This is a genomic window from Burkholderia sp. AU31624, from assembly GCF_020420065.1.
Taxonomy (GTDB): domain Bacteria; phylum Pseudomonadota; class Gammaproteobacteria; order Burkholderiales; family Burkholderiaceae; genus Burkholderia.
In genome coordinates this window covers 352162-368199 of the sequence record NZ_JAIZRT010000005.1, presented here as the reverse complement: position 1 = coordinate 368199, position 16038 = coordinate 352162, and the positions used below count along the sequence as shown (strand labels likewise).

The window sequence follows — 16038 nt, the reverse complement described above, 5'->3', positions numbered from 1 at the left end:
CTCAACAGGCCCCCTTTTTTTAAGCTTGTGCGCCGGACCTGATCGCGCCGAATCGGCGCGGGTCCGGAAACGAATCTCGGCCGTTCGCGTCCAAGCGGGCGGCGTTGTGAATACAGACTCAAGGAGCGAATGATGGCGGCAATTACCGCAAGCATGGTGGCAGAACTGCGCGCAAAGACCGACGCACCGATGATGGAGTGCAAGAAGGCGCTGACGGAAGCCGACGGCGATCTGGCCAAGGCTGAAGAGCTGCTGCGCGTCAAGCTCGGCAACAAGGCGAGCAAGGCGGCATCGCGCGTGACGGCAGAAGGCGTCGTCGCATCGTTCGTCGGCGGCAACGCAGGCTCGCTGGTCGAACTGAACTGCGAAACCGACTTCGTCGCGAAGAACGACGACTTCCTCGCATTCTCGAAGACGGTTGCAGAACTCGTCGCGACGCAAAACCCGGCCGACGTGGCTGCGCTGTCGGCGCTGCCGCTCGAAGGCTCGACGGTCGACGCAGTGCGTCTGGCGCTGGTCGGCAAGATCGGCGAGAACGTCTCGATCCGCCGTTTCGTCCGTTTCGAAACCGCGAACAAGATCGCAACGTACCTGCACGGCGCGCGTATCGGCGTGATCGTCGAGTACACGGGCGCGGAAGAGCAGGTCGGCAAGGACGTCGCGATGCACATCGCGGCAATGAAGCCGGTCGCGCTGTCGTCGGCCGACGTGCCGGCGGAACTGATCGAGACGGAACGCCGCGTGGCCGAGCAGAAGGCTGCGGAATCGGGCAAGCCGGCTGAAATCGTCGCGAAGATGGTCGACGGCAGCGTCCAGAAGTACCTGAAGGAAGTGTCGCTGCTGAACCAGACGTTCGTGAAGAACGACAAGCAGACGATCGAGCAGATGCTGAAGGCAGCGGATGCCGCAGTGCAGAAGTTCGCACTGTTCGTCGTCGGCGAAGGCATCGAGAAGCGCCAGGACGACTTCGCCGCCGAAGTGGCCGCGCAAGTCGCAGCAGCAAAGCAGCAGTAAGCCGTAAGCAGTCAGGCAGTATCCGCGGCGGGCGTCCGCTCCGCCGCGGTCGGCGCCGCCGCCGGCCGGCCGGGAAACCCGGTCCGACCGTCGGCGCTTGCCCGAATCAGTATTTCGCCCCTACAGTTCGTGGTTGTCATCCTCTCGTCGCTCGGAAGCCCCTATGTCCAATGCCTATAAACGCGTCCTCCTCAAACTCTCCGGCGAAGCGCTGATGGGCGACGATGCCTTCGGCATCAATCGCGCGACGATCGAACGGATGGTGGCCGATATCGCCGAAGTCGTGCGTCTCGGTACGCAGCTCGCGGTCGTGATCGGTGGCGGTAATATTTTCCGCGGTGTCGCGGGTGGCGCGGCCGGCATGGATCGCGCGACGGCAGACTACATGGGGATGCTCGCGACGATGATGAACGCGCTGGCGCTGCAGGACGCGATGCGCCACGCCGGCATCGAGGCGCGTGTGCAGTCCGCGCTGCGGATGGACCAGGTCGTCGAGCCGTACATCCGGCCCCGTGCGATCCGCCAGCTCGAGGAAGGCCGCGTCGTGATCTTCGCGGCCGGTACGGGCAACCCGTTCTTCACGACGGACACGGCCGCCGCGCTGCGTGGTTCGGAAGTGGGCGCCGAGGTCGTATTGAAGGCGACCAAGGTCGATGGCGTATATTCTGCCGATCCGAAGAAGGATCCGTCGGCCACGCGTTACACGACGATCACTTTCGACGAGGCGATCAGCCGCAACCTGCAGGTGATGGACGCGACGGCCTTTGCGCTGTGCCGGGACCAGAAGCTGCCGATTCGCGTGTTTTCGATCAACAAGCCGGGCGCGCTCAAGCGCATCGTGCTGGGCGAGGACGAAGGTACGCTCGTCCACGTGTAAACTCCCGCGGATGCGGGTCATCGGCCGCGGCGCACCCGATGCGCCGGGCGGGGCCCGTGTTCTTTGAAGGTTAGAAGGTTCGGAGGTTGAAATGAGTGTCGCTGATACCAAGAAGGGCGTCGAGCAAAAGATGCAGCGCTCGATCGAAGCGTTCAAGAACGATCTGGCAAAGATCCGTACGGGCCGTGCACACACCGGTCTGCTCGATCACGTGCAGGTCGACTACTACGGCTCGATGGTGCCGATCTCGCAGGTCGCCAACCTGACGCTCGTCGATGCGCGCACGATCGGCGTGCAGCCGTGGGAAAAGAACATGGTCGCGAAGGTCGAGAAGGCCATTCGCGAAGCCGACCTGGGCCTGAACCCGGCCACCGCCGGCGACCTGATCCGCGTGCCGATGCCCGCGCTGACGGAAGAGCGCCGCCGCGAGCTGACCAAGGTCGTCAAGAGCGAAGGCGAAACCGCCAAGGTCGCGATCCGCAACTTGCGCCGCGACGCGAACGAAGCGCTCAAGAAGCTCGTGAAGGACAAGGAAATCTCGGAAGACGACGAGCGCCGCGCGAGCGACGACGTGCAGAAGCTGACCGACAAGCACGTTGCCGAAATCGACAAGCTCGTGCAGAGCAAGGAAGCCGAGATCATGACGGTCTGACGACCGTCCTCGCGCGCCGCCTTCTTCCCGCATTACTGTCTCAACGGCCATGACCTATACCAGCTCTACCGTTCGCGTGCCTGACGTCGGCGTCGTGCCGCGTCACATCGCGATCATCATGGACGGCAACGGCCGTTGGGCGACCGAACGCCGCTTGCCGCGCGTCGCGGGGCACACCCGCGGCGTCGATGCCGTGCGGGCGGTGGTCGAAGGCTGCGCGCGCGCCGGCGTCGAGTACCTGACGCTGTTCGCGTTCAGTTCGGAGAACTGGCGCCGTCCGAACGACGAAGTGTCGTTCCTGATGCGCCTGTTCATCACCGCGCTCGAGCGCGAGGTCGGCAAGCTTCACGCGAACGGGATCCGCCTGCGTGTCGTCGGCGATCTCGACCGCTTCGAGCCGCGCATCCGCGAGCTGATTCGCCGCGCCGAAACCAAGACGGCGCGCAATACCCGTCTTACGCTCACCATCGCGGCCAACTACGGTGGCCGGTGGGACATCCTGCAGGCGACGAAGAAGCTCGTCGAGCAGGCCGTGCGCGAGGGTCGCGAGGTCGAAGTGACCGAGGACGCTTTCGCGCCGCACCTGGCGATGGCCTATGCGCCGGAGCCCGATCTCTTCATCCGTACCGGTGGCGAGCAGCGCGTCAGCAACTTCCTGCTGTGGCAACTCGCGTACGCCGAATTCTATTTCACCGACAAATACTGGCCGGATTTCGACGGCGCGGCGCTGGCCGACGCCATGGCGTCGTATACGGAGCGCGAGCGCCGTTTCGGCCGCACGAGCGCACAGCTCGAACCGCAATCGCAGAACGCCGACTCCCTTTCATGCTGAAAACCCGTGTGATCACGGCGATCGTGATGCTGGCGGTCCTGCTGCCGGTGACGCTGTTCGCGCCGCTCGCCGCGTTCGGCGCGCTGATCGGCGTCGTGCTCGTGTTTGCCGCGTGGGAATGGGCGCGCCTGCTCAAGCTCGGCGGCGCCGGCCCGGTCGTCTATGCAGTCGTCGCGGCGCTGGCGCTCGCGGCAACGGCGCCGCTCGGCGTTGATGCGGCATCGTCCCGTCCCCTTTTCATGGCAGCCGGCGTGTTCTGGCTGCTAGTCGGCCCGTTCACGCTGCGGCGCAAGCCGGCGCTCGCGGGCGGCGTATGGCGGCCGTTCCTGCTCGCGGCCGGCCTCGTGGTCTTCGCGGCCTGCTGGCATGCGCTCGTCGCGGCGCGTGCGCAGGGCGTACCGTTCGTGCTGTCGCTGCTTCTGGTCGTCTGGCTCGCCGATATCGGCGCATACTTCGCGGGCAAGGCCTTCGGAAAGCGTAAACTGGCCATCACGATCAGCCCCGGCAAGAGCTGGGAAGGCGCGATCGGTGGCTGGCTCGCCGTGATGGTCGTCGCCGGTGTCGCGATGACCGTGCATGCGTTCGAGCCGACCCTGTTTTCCGCGTTCGCCGTGCGCTACGGGATGCCCGGCGCATGGGCCGCACTGACGCTGCTGGTCGCATACAGCGTGATCGGCGACCTGTTCGAGTCGTTGCTGAAGCGGCAGGCGGGCGTGAAGGATTCGAGCGGACTGCTGCCAGGCCATGGCGGCGTGCTCGACCGTGTCGACGCGCTGCTGCCGGTGCTGCCGCTCGCGATGCTGCTGCTTGGTTAAACCACTCATTCTGTTATGCAAAAACGCCTGACATTGCTCGGTTCCACGGGCTCCATCGGAGACAGCACGCTCGACGTCGTCGCGCGCCATCCCGAGCGCTTCTCGGTCTATGCGCTGACCGCACACCGCAACGGCGACAAGCTGGTCGAGCAATGCCTGCGCTTCACACCCGAGGTGGCGGTGGTGGGCGATGCCGAGACGGCCGCGCAGGTCGACGCGAAACTGCGCGCGGCGGGCAGCAAGACGACCGTGCTGCACGGGCCGCAGGCGCTCGTCGACGTGTCGAAGAGCGATGGCTGCGACACGGTGGTCGCGGCGATCGTCGGGGCGGCCGGCATGGCGCCGAGCCTCGCGGCCGCGCGCGCCGGCAAGCGCATCCTGCTCGCGAACAAGGAGGCGCTGGTGATGTCGGGCGCGATCTTCATGGACGCCGTGCGCGACCACGGCGCGATCCTGCTGCCGGTCGACAGCGAACACAACGCGATCTTCCAGTGCATGCCGCGCGACGCGGCCGAGCATGGCGGGATCTCGAAGATCATCCTGACCGCGTCGGGCGGCCCGTTCCGCACGCGCGAACCGGCCACGCTCGTCGATGTGACGCCGGACGAGGCGTGCAAGCACCCGAACTGGGTGATGGGCCGCAAGATCTCGGTCGATTCCGCGACGATGATGAACAAGGGCCTCGAGGTGATCGAGGCGCACTGGATCTTCGGGCTGCCGGGCGAGCGCATCGACGTGCTGATCCACCCGCAGAGCGTGATCCATTCGCTCGTGTCGTATCGCGACGGCTCGGTGCTCGCGCAGCTCGGCAACCCCGACATGCGCACGCCGATCGCGCACGCGCTCGCGTTCCCCGAGCGTGTCGATGCGGGCGTCGAACAACTCGATCTCGCGCAAATTGCCCAGCTGTCGTTCGAGAAGCCCGATTACGCGCGCTTCCCGTGCCTCGCGCTCGCGCTGAAGGCGCTTGAGGAAGGCGGCATCGCGAGCGCCGCATTGAACGCGGCGAACGAAGTCGCGGTCGAAGCGTTTCTCGAGCGCCGCATCGGCTTCATGGCGATTGCGGCGACGGTCGACGCCGTGCTCAACACGCTGCCGAACCGTACGCCCGACGGGCTCGAGGACGTCCTGGCGGCGGATGCCGAGGCACGCCGCCTCGCCGCCGAGATCATTGCGAAAGCGCCTGCGCCACGCGTGGAGCGCACTGTCTGAATGGGGTGCTCATGAACGTGCTGGTCGAACTGATCGCGTTTGCGGTGGCGATCGGGGTGCTGGTCGTCGTGCATGAGTACGGACACTATCGCGTCGCGCGCTGGTGCGGCGTGAAGGTGCTGCGTTTCTCGATCGGCTTCGGCCAGCCCGTCGCGCGCTGGGTCAGCCGCAGGACGGGCACCGAGTGGACGCTGTCGGCACTGCCGCTCGGCGGCTACGTGAAGATGCTCGACGAGCGCGATCCCGGCCCCGGCATCGCGCCCGAGGAGCTCGGCCAGGCATTCAACCGGCAGTCCGTCTACAAGCGCATCGCGATCGTTGCAGCCGGGCCGATTGCCAACTTCCTGTTGGCAATCGCGCTGTTTTCCGTCGTATTCGCCACCGGTGTAACCGAGCCGGCCGCGATCGTCGCACCGCCGGCCGCCGGCACGGTGGCGGCGCGGGCGGGCTTCGACGGCAGCGAGAAGATCGTGTCGATCCGCAACGCGCAAGGCGGCGAGGCCGAGCCGGTGCGGTCATGGTCGGATCTGCGCTGGAAGCTGCTGGCCGCTGCATTCGATCACCGCGAGATCGTGCTCGGCGCACGCGACGGCAACACGACGTTCGATTTCCGCGTCGACCTCCGCCAGGTTCCCGAAAGTCAGCTCGACGACGATTTCATGGCCCATCTGGGCTTCGAGACCGGCGGCGGCACGCTGTCGGTCGCGTCGGTGCAGCCCGGCAGCGCGGCGGAGCAGGCCGGCCTGAAGTCCGGCGACAAGCTGGTCGCGCTCGACGGCAAGCCGATCGGTGGCGCGTCGCGCTTCATCGATTTCGTGAAACACCATGCGGGCAAGCCGCTCGACCTGCAGATCGAGCGCGACGGCGCCGCGCAGACGGTGTCGATCGTGCCGCAGATGCAGCGCGACGACGAATCGGGGCAGCAGGTCGGCCGTATCGGCGCGGCGCTGTCGATGCATGCGCCGTCCGTCGACGTGCGATATGGGCCGATCGAAAGCCTGCAGCTCGGCGCACACCGTACGTGGGACATCTCCGTGTATTCGCTGAAGATGTTCGGGCGCATGATCACGGGCAACGCATCGCTGAAGAACCTGTCCGGCCCGGTGACGATCGCGGACTACGCGGGCAAGAGTGCGCGGCTCGGTCCGTCGGCGTTCCTGTCGTTCCTCGCCCTTGTCAGCATTAGCCTTGGCGTCCTGAACTTGTTGCCGATTCCCGTTTTGGACGGGGGGCATCTGTTATATTATGCGGTTGAAGCCGCGACCGGGAAAGCCGTCTCGGAGCGCTGGCAGCTGATTCTGCAAAGAGCCGGGTTGATCTGCATCGTCGCATTGTCGGCGATCGCGCTGTTCAACGATCTGGCTCGGTTAATCCATTTCTGAAGCGTCAGGCGGCGGCCGCTGGGCAGCCGCCTGATTTGATGCAGCTAAATATTGGGGATGCATGTTGTTCAAACCTCATCGCTTTGTACCTAAGACAGTTGCAGCGGCCGCGCTCGCCGCGCACGGCCTCGCGGCCCATGCAGCGGCACCGTTCGTGGTGCAAGACATCAAGATCGAGGGGCTGCAGCGCGTCGAAGCGGGTTCGGTGTTCGCCTACCTGCCGATCAAGCAGGGCGATACCTTCACGGACGACAAGGCATCCGAAGCAATCCGCGCGCTGTACGCGACGGGCTTCTTCAACGACGTACGCATCGCCACGCAGGGCAACGTCGTGATCGTGCAGGTGCAGGAGCGTCCGGCCATCGCGTCGATCGACTTCACCGGCACGAAGGAGTTCGACAAGGACAACCTGACGAAGGCGCTGCGCGCAGTCGGCCTCGCCGACGGCCGCTACTACGACAAGGCGCTCGTCGACAAGGCGGAGCAGGAACTCAAGCGCCAGTACCTCACGCGCGGCTTCTACGCGGCCGAGGTCAAGACGACGGTCACGCCGGTCGACGCGAACCGCGTGTCGATCCTGTTCGCGGTGGCCGAAGGCCCGAGCGCGAAGATCCGCCAGATCAACTTCATCGGCAACAAGGCCTTCAGCACCAGCACGCTGCGCGACGAAATGCAGCTGTCGACGCCGAACTGGTTCTCCTGGTACACGAAGAACGACCTGTACTCGAAGGAAAAGCTCACCGGCGACCTCGAGGCGGTGCGTTCGTACTACCTGAACCGCGGCTATCTCGAGTTCAACATCGATTCGACCCAGGTGTCGATCTCGCCCGACAAGAAGGACATGTACCTGACGGTCACGCTGCACGAAGGCGAGCCGTACACGGTGTCGGGCATCAAGCTGTCGGGCAACCTGCTCGATCGCGAAGCCGAACTCAACAAGCTGATCAAGATCAAGCCGGGCGATCGCTTCTCGGCCGAAAAGCTGCAACAGACCACCAAGTCGATCGTCGACAAGCTCGGTGAGTACGGCTACGCATTCGCGACCGTCAACGCGCAGCCGGACATCGACCAGGCGAACCACAAGGTGAACCTGAACCTCGTCGTCGATCCGAGCCGCCGCGTGTACGTGCGCCGCATCAACGTCGTCGGCAACACGCGCACGCGCGACGAAGTGGTGCGCCGCGAAATGCGCCAGCTCGAAAGCTCGTGGTTCGATTCGAACCGCCTCGCGCTGTCGAAGGATCGCGTGAACCGTCTCGGCTACTTCACCAACGTCGACGTGACGACGCTGCCGGTCGAAGGCACGAACGACCAGGTCGACGTGAACGTGAAGGTCGACGAAAAGCCGACCGGCGCGATCACGCTGGGCGCCGGCTTCTCGTCGACGGACAAGGTCGTGCTGTCGGCGGGGGTGTCGCAGGACAACGTGTTCGGTTCGGGTACCAGCCTGTCGGTGAACGTCAACACCGCGAAGAGCTACCGTACGCTGACCGTCACGCAGGTCGACCCGTACTTCACGGTCGACGGCATCAAGCGGATCACGGACGTCTACTACCGCACGTACCAGCCGCTCTACTATTCGACGAGCTCGAGCTTCCGGATCATCAGCGCGGGCGGCAACCTGAAGTTCGGCATCCCGTTCTCGGAAGTCGACACCGTCTACTTCGGCGCGGGCTTCGAGCAGAACCGTCTCGACGTCGATTCGAACACGCCGCAGAGCTACCAGGATTACGTGAACCAGTTCGGCCGCGTGTCGAACACGGTGCCGCTGACGGTCGCGTGGTCGCGCGACGCGCGTGACAGCGCGCTGATTCCGAGCCGCGGCTACTTCACGCAGGCGAACATGGAGTACGGCGTGCCGGTCGGCAAGATCCAGTACTACAAGGCCGACCTGCAGGCCCAGTACTACTATTCGTTCTCGCGCGGCTTCATCCTGGGCCTGAACCTGCAAGGCGGCTACGGTAACGGTATCGGCAACCCGTACCCGATCTTCAAGAACTACTACGCGGGCGGTATCGGCTCCGTGCGTGGCTACGAGCCGAGCTCGCTGGGCCCGCGCGACACGAAGACGAACGACCCGATCGGCGGTTCGAAGATGGTCGTCGGCAACATCGAGCTGACGTTCCCGCTGCCGGGCACGGGCTACGACCGCACGCTGCGCGTGTTCACGTTCCTCGACGGCGGTAACGTGTGGGGCAACGCACCGGGCGGCACGAGTACGGGCGCCAACGGCCTGCGTTACGGCTACGGTGTGGGTCTCGCGTGGATCTCGCCGATCGGCCCGCTGAAGCTGAGCCTCGGGTTCCCGCTGCAGAAGCACGAAGGCGACCAGTACCAGAAATTCCAGTTCCAGATCGGGACGGCGTTCTGATCGAACGCATGACAACAGCAACGAGAGGGTAATTTTGCTAACCGGTAAGTTTTCGAAACGAGTGATGTGCGCGCTGACCGTTGCGCTGGCCTTGGGCGCGGCAACGGTGCACGCACAGGACGTCGCCCGCATCGCGGCGGTCAATTCGGATCGGATCCTGCGCGAGTCGGTGCCCGCGAAGGCGGCGCAGACGAAGCTCGAAGCCGAGTTCGCGAAGCGCGACAAGGATCTGCAGGATCTGGCGGCGCGCCTGAAGTCGATGTCCGATTCGCTGGACAAGAACGGCGCGTCGCTGTCGGCGGCCGACCGCGCGCAGAAGCAGCGTGACCTCGCCCAGCTCGACACCGACTTTCAGCGCAAGCAGCGCGAGTTCCGCGAAGACCTGAACCAGCGCCGCAACGAGGAGCTGGCGGCTGTGCTCGAGCGGGCGAACAAGGTCATCAAGCAGATCGCCGAGCAGCAGAATTACGACCTGATCGTGCAGGAGGCCGTGTACGTCAGCCCGCGCATCGACATCACCGACAAGGTGCTCAAGGCGCTCGCGTCCGGCTCGACGAACTGAACGGAGCAGACGACGAATGGCATTGACGCTTGAGGAACTCGTAAAGCGGTTCGGCGGCGAGATCGCCGGCGACGCACAGTGCAAGGTGGGCGGGCTCGCACCGCTCGACCAGGCAGGCCCGCAGCAACTCGCGTTCCTCGCGAATCCGAAGTACCTGTCGCAGGTCGAGTCGACCCGCGCCGGCGCGGTGCTGATCGCGCCGAAGGATCTGGAAAAGCTGGGCGCGGCCGCAAGCGGTCGCAACTTCATCGTCACGCCGAATCCGTACGCGTACTTCGCGCGCGTCGCGCAGATGTTCATCGACCTGGCCACGCCGCAGCGCGCCGCCGGCGTGCATCCGAGCGCGACGATCGATCCGGCCGCGCAGGTCGCCGCGAGTGCCGTGATCGGCCCGCACGTGACGGTCGAGGCCGGTGCGGTGATCGAGGACGGCGTGCAGCTCGACGCGAACGTCTTCATCGGCCGCGGCACGACGATCGGCGCGGGCTCGCACCTGTATCCGAACGCGTCGGTGTACCACGGCTGCAAGGTCGGCCCGCGCGCGATCATCCATGCGGGCGCGGTGATCGGCTCCGACGGCTTCGGCTTCGCGCCGGATTTCGTCGGCGACGGCGATGCGCGCACCGGCAGCTGGGTCAAGATCCCGCAGGTCGGCGGCGTCACGATCGGCCCGGACGTCGAGATCGGCGCGAACACGACGATCGATCGCGGCGCGATGGCGGATACCGTCATCGAGGAATGCGTGAAGATCGACAACCAGGTGCAGATCGGCCACAACTGCCGGATTGGCGCCTATACGGTGATCGCCGGCAGCGCCGGGATCGCGGGCAGCACGACGATCGGCCGCCACTGCATGATCGGCGGCGCGGCCGGGATCGCCGGCCACGTGACGCTCGGCGACTATGTCATCATCACCGCGAAGTCGGGCGTATCGAAGTCGCTGCCGAAGGCCGGCATCTATACCAGCGCGTTCCCGGCCGTCGACCATGGCGAATGGAACAAGAGCGCCGCGCTCGTGCGCAATCTCGACAAGCTGCGCGAGCGCATCAAGGCGCTCGAAGCCGCGCTCGCCGCCCAGGGCGGCACGGACGCCTGAGCGCATCATGCGAGACCTCGAACCGGGTACGGCCAGCGCAACCGGCCCGGTTTGCCAGACTGGGCCGCACGCCGGCCCACTTCAGCCTTTGCATCACCACCGCGCAGCCTCTGCGTGAGACGAACCATCATGAGCACTGAAAAAATCAATCTCGACATCCACAAGATCCTCACGCTGCTGCCGCATCGCTACCCGATTCTGCTCGTCGATCGCGTGCTCGAACTCGAACCGCACAAGGGCATCAAAGCGCTGAAGAACGTGTCGATCAACGAGCCGTACTTCCAGGGGCATTTCCCGAAGCGGCCGGTGATGCCGGGCGTGCTGATCCTCGAAGCGCTCGCGCAGGCCGCGGCGCTGCTGACCTTCTCGGAAGAGCAGCCGAAGGATCCGGAGAACACGCTGTACTACTTCGTCGGGATCGACGGCGCACGCTTCAAGCGTCCGGTCGAGCCGGGCGACCAACTGATTCTGAACGTGACGTTCGAACGCTACATCCGCGGCATCTGGAAGTTCAAGGCGGTGGCGGAAGTGGACGGCAAGGTGGCGGCGGAAGCCGAACTGATGTGCACGGTCAAGACGACCGACGTGGCGCCCTGAGCGACGCGGCACGGACAGGCAACGCAACGCGACACATCACATCGAGAGGCAACGGCGCATGACCAGGATTCATCCCACCGCGATTGTCGAACCGGGCGCGCAGATCGACGAATCGGTCGAGATCGGCCCGTACGCGATCATTGGTCCGCACGTCACGATCGGCGCGCGTACGACGATCGGCTCGCACAGCGTGATCGAAGGCCATACGACGCTCGGCGAGGACAACCGCATCGGCCATTACGCGTCGGTCGGCGGTCGTCCGCAGGACATGAAGTACAAGGACGAGCCGACGAAGCTCGTGATCGGCAGCCGCAACACGATCCGCGAGTTCACGACGATCCACACGGGCACCGTGCAGGACGTCGGCGTGACGACGCTCGGTGACGACAACTGGATCATGGCCTATGTGCACATCGGTCACGACTGCACCGTCGGCAACCACGTGATCCTGTCGAGCAACGCCCAGATGGCCGGCCACGTCGAGATCGGCGACTGGGCGATCGTCGGCGGGATGTCGGGCGTTCACCAGTTCGTGCGCATCGGCGCGCACTCGATGCTGGGCGGCGCATCGGCGCTCGTGCAGGACATTCCGCCGTTCGTGATCGCGGCCGGCAACAAGGCCGAGCCGCACGGGATCAACGTCGAAGGGCTGCGCCGGCGCGGTTTCTCGCCCGACGCGATCTCCGCGCTGCGCAGCGCGTACCGCCTGCTGTACAAGAACGGCCTGTCGCTCGAGGAAGCGAAAGTACAGTTGCGCGAGCTGGCGGCGGCGGGCGGTGAGGGCGACGCACCCGTGAAGGCGCTCGTCGAGTTCATCGACGCGTCGCAACGCGGCATCATCCGCTAAGCGATGCCGCTTCCGACCACTCAGCTCCGGCTCGCGATGGTGGCCGGCGAACCGTCGGGCGACCTGCTCGGCGCGTCGCTGCTCGGCGGGCTGCGCCAGCGGCTGCCCGAATCGGCCCAGTACTATGGGATCGGCGGCCCGCGAATGATCGCGCAGGGCTTCGACTCGCACTGGCAGATGGACAAGCTGACCGTGCGCGGCTATGTCGAGGCGCTGGGCCAGATTCCCGAGATCCTGCGGATTCGCGGCGAGCTGAAGCGCCAGTTGCTCGCCGAGCGGCCGGACGCGTTCATCGGCGTCGATGCGCCCGACTTCAACTTCAACGTCGAACAGGCGGCGCGCGATGCGGGCATCCCGTCGATCCACTTCGTGTGCCCGTCGATCTGGGCATGGCGCGGCGGCCGGATCAAGAAGATCGCGAAGTCCGTCGATCACATGTTGTGCCTGTTCCCGTTCGAACCGGCGATTCTCGACAAGGCAGGTGTTGCCTCGACCTACGTCGGCCATCCGCTCGCCGACGAGATTCCGCTCGAGCCCGACACGCACGGCGCGCGCATCGCGCTCGGACTGCCGGCCGACGGCCCGGTGATCGCCGTGTTGCCGGGCAGCCGGCGCTCGGAAATCGCACTGATCGGCCCGACCTTCTTCGCGGCGATGGCGCTGATGCAGCAGCGCGAGCCTGGCGTACGGTTCGTGATGCCGGCGGCCACGCCCGCGCTGCGTGCGCTGCTGCAGCCGCTCGTCGACGCGCATCCGCAGCTCGCGCTGACTATCACCGACGGCCGCTCGCAGGTCGCGATGACGGCTGCCGACGCGATCCTCGTGAAGAGCGGGACGGTCACGCTGGAAGCCGCGCTGCTGAAGAAGCCGATGGTGATCTCGTACAAGGTGCCCTGGCTGACCGGGCAGATCATGCGCCGGCAGGGTTACCTGCCGTACGTCGGCTTGCCGAACATCCTGGCGGGGCGTTTCGTCGTGCCCGAGCTGCTGCAGCATTTCGCGACGCCCGAGGCGCTCGCCGATGCGACGCTCACGCAGCTGCGTGACGATGCGAACCGCCGCACGCTGACCGAAGTCTTTACCGAAATGCATCTTTCGCTGCGGCAGAACACGGCCGTGAAGGCGGCCGAAGCGGTCGTGCGCGTGCTTGAACAACGCAAGGGGCGCGCATGACCGCAGTCCGTGCACCACGCCGCCGCGCGTCGAGCGACGTGCAGGGCGGTTTCGATTTCAGCCGTCCCGACGAGATCGTCTGCGGCGTCGACGAAGCGGGCCGCGGCCCGCTCGCGGGGCCGGTGGTGGCCGCCGCGGTGATCCTCGATCCGGCGCAGCCGATCGACGGGCTCGACGATTCGAAGGCGTTGTCCGCGAAGAAGCGCGACGCGCTGTACGAGCTGATCGTCGCGCGCTCGCTGTCGTATTGCGTCGCGTCGGCGAGTGTCGACGAGATCGACACGCTGAACATCCTGCACGCGACGATGCTCGCGATGAAGCGGGCGGTCGAAGGGCTGTCGGTCCTGCCGACGCTCGCGCAGATCGACGGTAACCGCTGTCCGACGCTGACCGTGCGCGCCGAGGCGATCGTCAGCGGCGACGCGCTCGTGCCGAGCATCTCGGCCGCGTCGATCCTCGCGAAGGTCACCCGTGACCGCATGCTCGTCGACCTGCACGAACGCTTCCCGGTGTACGGCTTCAACGTGCATGCGGGCTACGGCACCGTGAAACACCTTGCGGCGCTGCGCGAGCACGGCCCGTGCGAAGCCCATCGGCGTTCGTTCGCGCCGGTTCGTGCGGCACTCGACCTGATTCGATGAAAAGCATTACTTCCCGTGACAACCCGCTGTACAAGCGCCTGAAGGCGCTCGCGGGTTCGACGTCCCATCAGCGCCGCGGCGGTCAGGCGCTGCTCGAAGGATTCCATCTCGCGAGCGCATACCTCGATACGGGCGCGACGCCCGAGCTGTGCGTCACGACCGAAGGCGCACTCGGGCATGCCGAAGCGCAGGCGATCGTCGCGCGCATCGATGCGCAGCGGATCGTCACGCTGCCCGACGCGCTGTTCGGGCAGTTGTCGAACGTCGTCAACGGCGTCGGCTTCCTGCTGCTCGTCGACCGGCCGGCGCAGCCGCTGCCGGCGCGCGTGACGCAGTCGTCGGTCGTGCTCGACGGCGTGCAGGACGCCGGCAACGTCGGCTCGATCCTGCGCAGCGCGGCGGCCGCAGGCGTGCGTCACGTGTTCTGTGCGCCGGGCACCGCGTATGCGTGGTCGTCGAAGGTGCTGCGCTCGGGCATGGGCGCGCATTTCCTGCTGTCGATCCACGAGGACGTCGACGCCGGCGCGCTCGCCGAGCGCCTCGCTGTGCCGGTCGCGCTGACCGACTCGCATGGCGCGCAGGCAGTTTATGACTGCGACCTGTCGGGGCCGGTTGCCTGGGTGTTCGGCAATGAGGGGGCGGGTGTGTCGGCGTTCTGGCGCGACGCGGCCACGCATCGCGTGACGATCCCGCAACCGGGCGGGATGGAGTCGCTGAACGTCGCGGCCGCGGCCGCGGTCTGCCTGTTCGAGCAGGTGCGTCAGCAGCGGCGTGCGTGACGCCACACGCGTGCTCGCTCCGCACCATGAAAAAGGCCGCGTTCGACGCGGCCTTTTCGTTTCCAGTGGCGACCAGGCGGCCGCCAGCGCTCCGGCTTAGTACGACTGCCGGTCGAGACGGATTTCCTGCAGGATCGTTGTCGCGATTTCCTCGATCGACTTGTGCGTCGACGACAGCCACTTGATTCCCTCGCGGCGCATCATCGCTTCGGCTTCGTTGATCTCGTAGCGGCAGTTCTCGGGCGCCGCGTATTTGCTGCCCGGCCGGCGCTCGTTGCGGATCTCGGACAGGCGCTGCGGGTCGATCGACAGCCCGAACAGCTTCTCGCTGTACGCGGCGAGCGCCGACGGCAGCTTGCCGCGCTCGAAATCTTCGGGAATCAGCGGATAGTTGGCCGCCTTCACGCCGTACTGCATCGCGAGATACAGGCTCGTCGGCGTCTTGCCGCTGCGCGACACGCCGACGAGGATCACGTCGGCTTCCGACAGGTTGCGGTTCGACTGGCCGTCGTCGTGCGCGAGCGAGAAGTTGATCGCCTCGATCCGGGTCTTGTATTCCTCGGTGTCCGCGTTCTGGTGTCCGCGGCCCATCGCGTGGCTCGACTTGAGCTCCAGTTCCTGCTCGAGCGGTTCGACGAAGCGCTGGAACATGTCGAGCACGAGTGCGTTCGAGCGCTTGACGATGTCGTTCGACTCGCTGTCGACGAGCGTCGTGAACACGATCGCGCGGCGGCCGTCGTGCACGGCGGCCTCGTTGATCTTCTCGACGGTCGCATAGGCCTTGTCGAGCGAATCGACGAACGGCACGCGCACGAGACGGAATTTCTGGTCGAACTGGGAGAGGATCGAATGCGCGAAGGTTTCGGCAGTGATCCCGGTGCCGTCGGAGACGATGAATACGGTAGGCAGCATGAATCTGGGCGTCGAACGTGAAGGGCGGTTGCGCGGGCGGCTGGAGGTTCGCCTCCAGACGCAGTGACAAGGTCGCGCCACATCCGGCAGCCGGCACGGTAGAATAGCGGCAACCTGTTGGATAAGCAATTGCGGGGGCAGGGCGCGAACGGCGCCCCAGGCTTCGCCGCTCGATTCCAAAATTCCCGGCAAGTTTGGCGATTTGTCTGAAAATATCGCTCTTCTGCCGGGATTTTTGCAAATCGGGTCGGAAGGTCATCCGCCGCTGCGATTGTT

Annotated in this window: 16 protein-coding genes; 15 read left to right on the top strand and 1 reads right to left on the bottom strand. The window is 65.8% G+C overall.

Annotation, left to right across the window (positions count from 1 at the left end; translation table 11 throughout):
* Positions 1-132: 132 nt before the first annotated feature.
* The 15 genes from tsf (at position 133) to LGM89_RS20700 (ending at position 14850) form a co-directional block, all read left to right on the top strand.
* Positions 133-1014, top strand: a complete 882-nt coding sequence (gene tsf, locus LGM89_RS20770) for a translation elongation factor Ts (protein WP_089495101.1) — start codon at positions 133-135, stop codon at positions 1012-1014.
* A gap of 163 nt (positions 1015-1177) precedes the next feature.
* Entirely contained in the window at positions 1178-1891 is a 714-nt protein-coding gene (gene pyrH / locus LGM89_RS20765; protein WP_011352459.1) for a UMP kinase, read from the top strand.
* A gap of 91 nt (positions 1892-1982) precedes the next feature.
* A complete protein-coding gene (gene frr, locus LGM89_RS20760) occupies positions 1983-2543 on the top strand; it encodes a ribosome recycling factor (protein WP_039342717.1) in 561 nt (186 codons plus the stop codon).
* 49 nt (positions 2544-2592) lie between these two features.
* On the top strand, positions 2593-3375 hold the full coding sequence (uppS, locus tag LGM89_RS20755; RefSeq protein ID WP_006478494.1) for a polyprenyl diphosphate synthase: 783 nt from the start codon (positions 2593-2595) through the stop codon (positions 3373-3375).
* Entirely contained in the window at positions 3369-4190 is an 822-nt protein-coding gene (locus tag LGM89_RS20750; protein WP_124584573.1) for a phosphatidate cytidylyltransferase, read from the top strand. The genes uppS and LGM89_RS20750 overlap by 7 nt, the downstream gene beginning before the upstream one ends.
* A 15-nt stretch (positions 4191-4205) precedes the next feature.
* A complete protein-coding gene (locus LGM89_RS20745) occupies positions 4206-5402 on the top strand; it encodes a 1-deoxy-D-xylulose-5-phosphate reductoisomerase (protein WP_226273775.1) in 1197 nt (398 codons plus the stop codon).
* Positions 5403-5413: 11 nt separating this feature from the next.
* Complete coding sequence (gene rseP, locus LGM89_RS20740) at positions 5414-6784, top strand: RIP metalloprotease RseP (protein ID WP_089473096.1); 1371 nt, start codon at positions 5414-5416, stop codon at positions 6782-6784.
* Between the two features lie 61 nt (positions 6785-6845).
* Positions 6846-9155 carry an outer membrane protein assembly factor BamA gene (gene bamA / locus LGM89_RS20735; protein WP_089473095.1) on the top strand — a complete coding sequence of 770 codons (2310 nt, stop codon included), beginning with the start codon at positions 6846-6848 and terminating at the stop codon, positions 9153-9155.
* A gap of 64 nt (positions 9156-9219) precedes the next feature.
* A complete protein-coding gene (locus LGM89_RS20730; RefSeq protein ID WP_011352452.1) occupies positions 9220-9717 on the top strand; it encodes an OmpH family outer membrane protein in 498 nt (165 codons plus the stop codon).
* Between the two features lie 16 nt (positions 9718-9733).
* The gene (gene lpxD / locus LGM89_RS20725; RefSeq protein ID WP_089425683.1) at positions 9734-10813 is read left to right on the top strand and encodes a UDP-3-O-(3-hydroxymyristoyl)glucosamine N-acyltransferase; all 1080 of its coding nucleotides are present in this window, start codon (positions 9734-9736) and stop codon (positions 10811-10813) included.
* Between the two features lie 129 nt (positions 10814-10942).
* Complete coding sequence (fabZ, locus tag LGM89_RS20720; protein WP_011352450.1) at positions 10943-11410, top strand: 3-hydroxyacyl-ACP dehydratase FabZ; 468 nt, start codon at positions 10943-10945, stop codon at positions 11408-11410.
* 58 nt (positions 11411-11468) lie between these two features.
* Positions 11469-12257 carry an acyl-ACP--UDP-N-acetylglucosamine O-acyltransferase gene (gene lpxA, locus LGM89_RS20715; RefSeq protein ID WP_089495097.1) on the top strand — a complete coding sequence of 263 codons (789 nt, stop codon included), beginning with the start codon at positions 11469-11471 and terminating at the stop codon, positions 12255-12257.
* A gap of 3 nt (positions 12258-12260) precedes the next feature.
* On the top strand, positions 12261-13430 hold the full coding sequence (gene lpxB, locus LGM89_RS20710; protein ID WP_226273774.1) for a lipid-A-disaccharide synthase: 1170 nt from the start codon (positions 12261-12263) through the stop codon (positions 13428-13430).
* Complete coding sequence (rnhB, locus tag LGM89_RS20705) at positions 13427-14071, top strand: ribonuclease HII (RefSeq protein ID WP_089425680.1); 645 nt, start codon at positions 13427-13429, stop codon at positions 14069-14071. Before lpxB ends, rnhB begins: the two co-directional genes overlap by 4 nt.
* Entirely contained in the window at positions 14068-14850 is a 783-nt protein-coding gene (locus LGM89_RS20700) for a TrmH family RNA methyltransferase (protein ID WP_089473091.1), read from the top strand. Before rnhB ends, LGM89_RS20700 begins: the two co-directional genes overlap by 4 nt.
* A gap of 96 nt (positions 14851-14946) precedes the next feature.
* Here LGM89_RS20700 and LGM89_RS20695 read toward each other — a convergent pair whose 3' ends face one another.
* Complete coding sequence (locus tag LGM89_RS20695; RefSeq protein ID WP_011352445.1) at positions 14947-15762, bottom strand: pyruvate, water dikinase regulatory protein; 816 nt, start codon at positions 15760-15762, stop codon at positions 14947-14949.
* Positions 15763-16038: the final 276 nt, after the last annotated feature.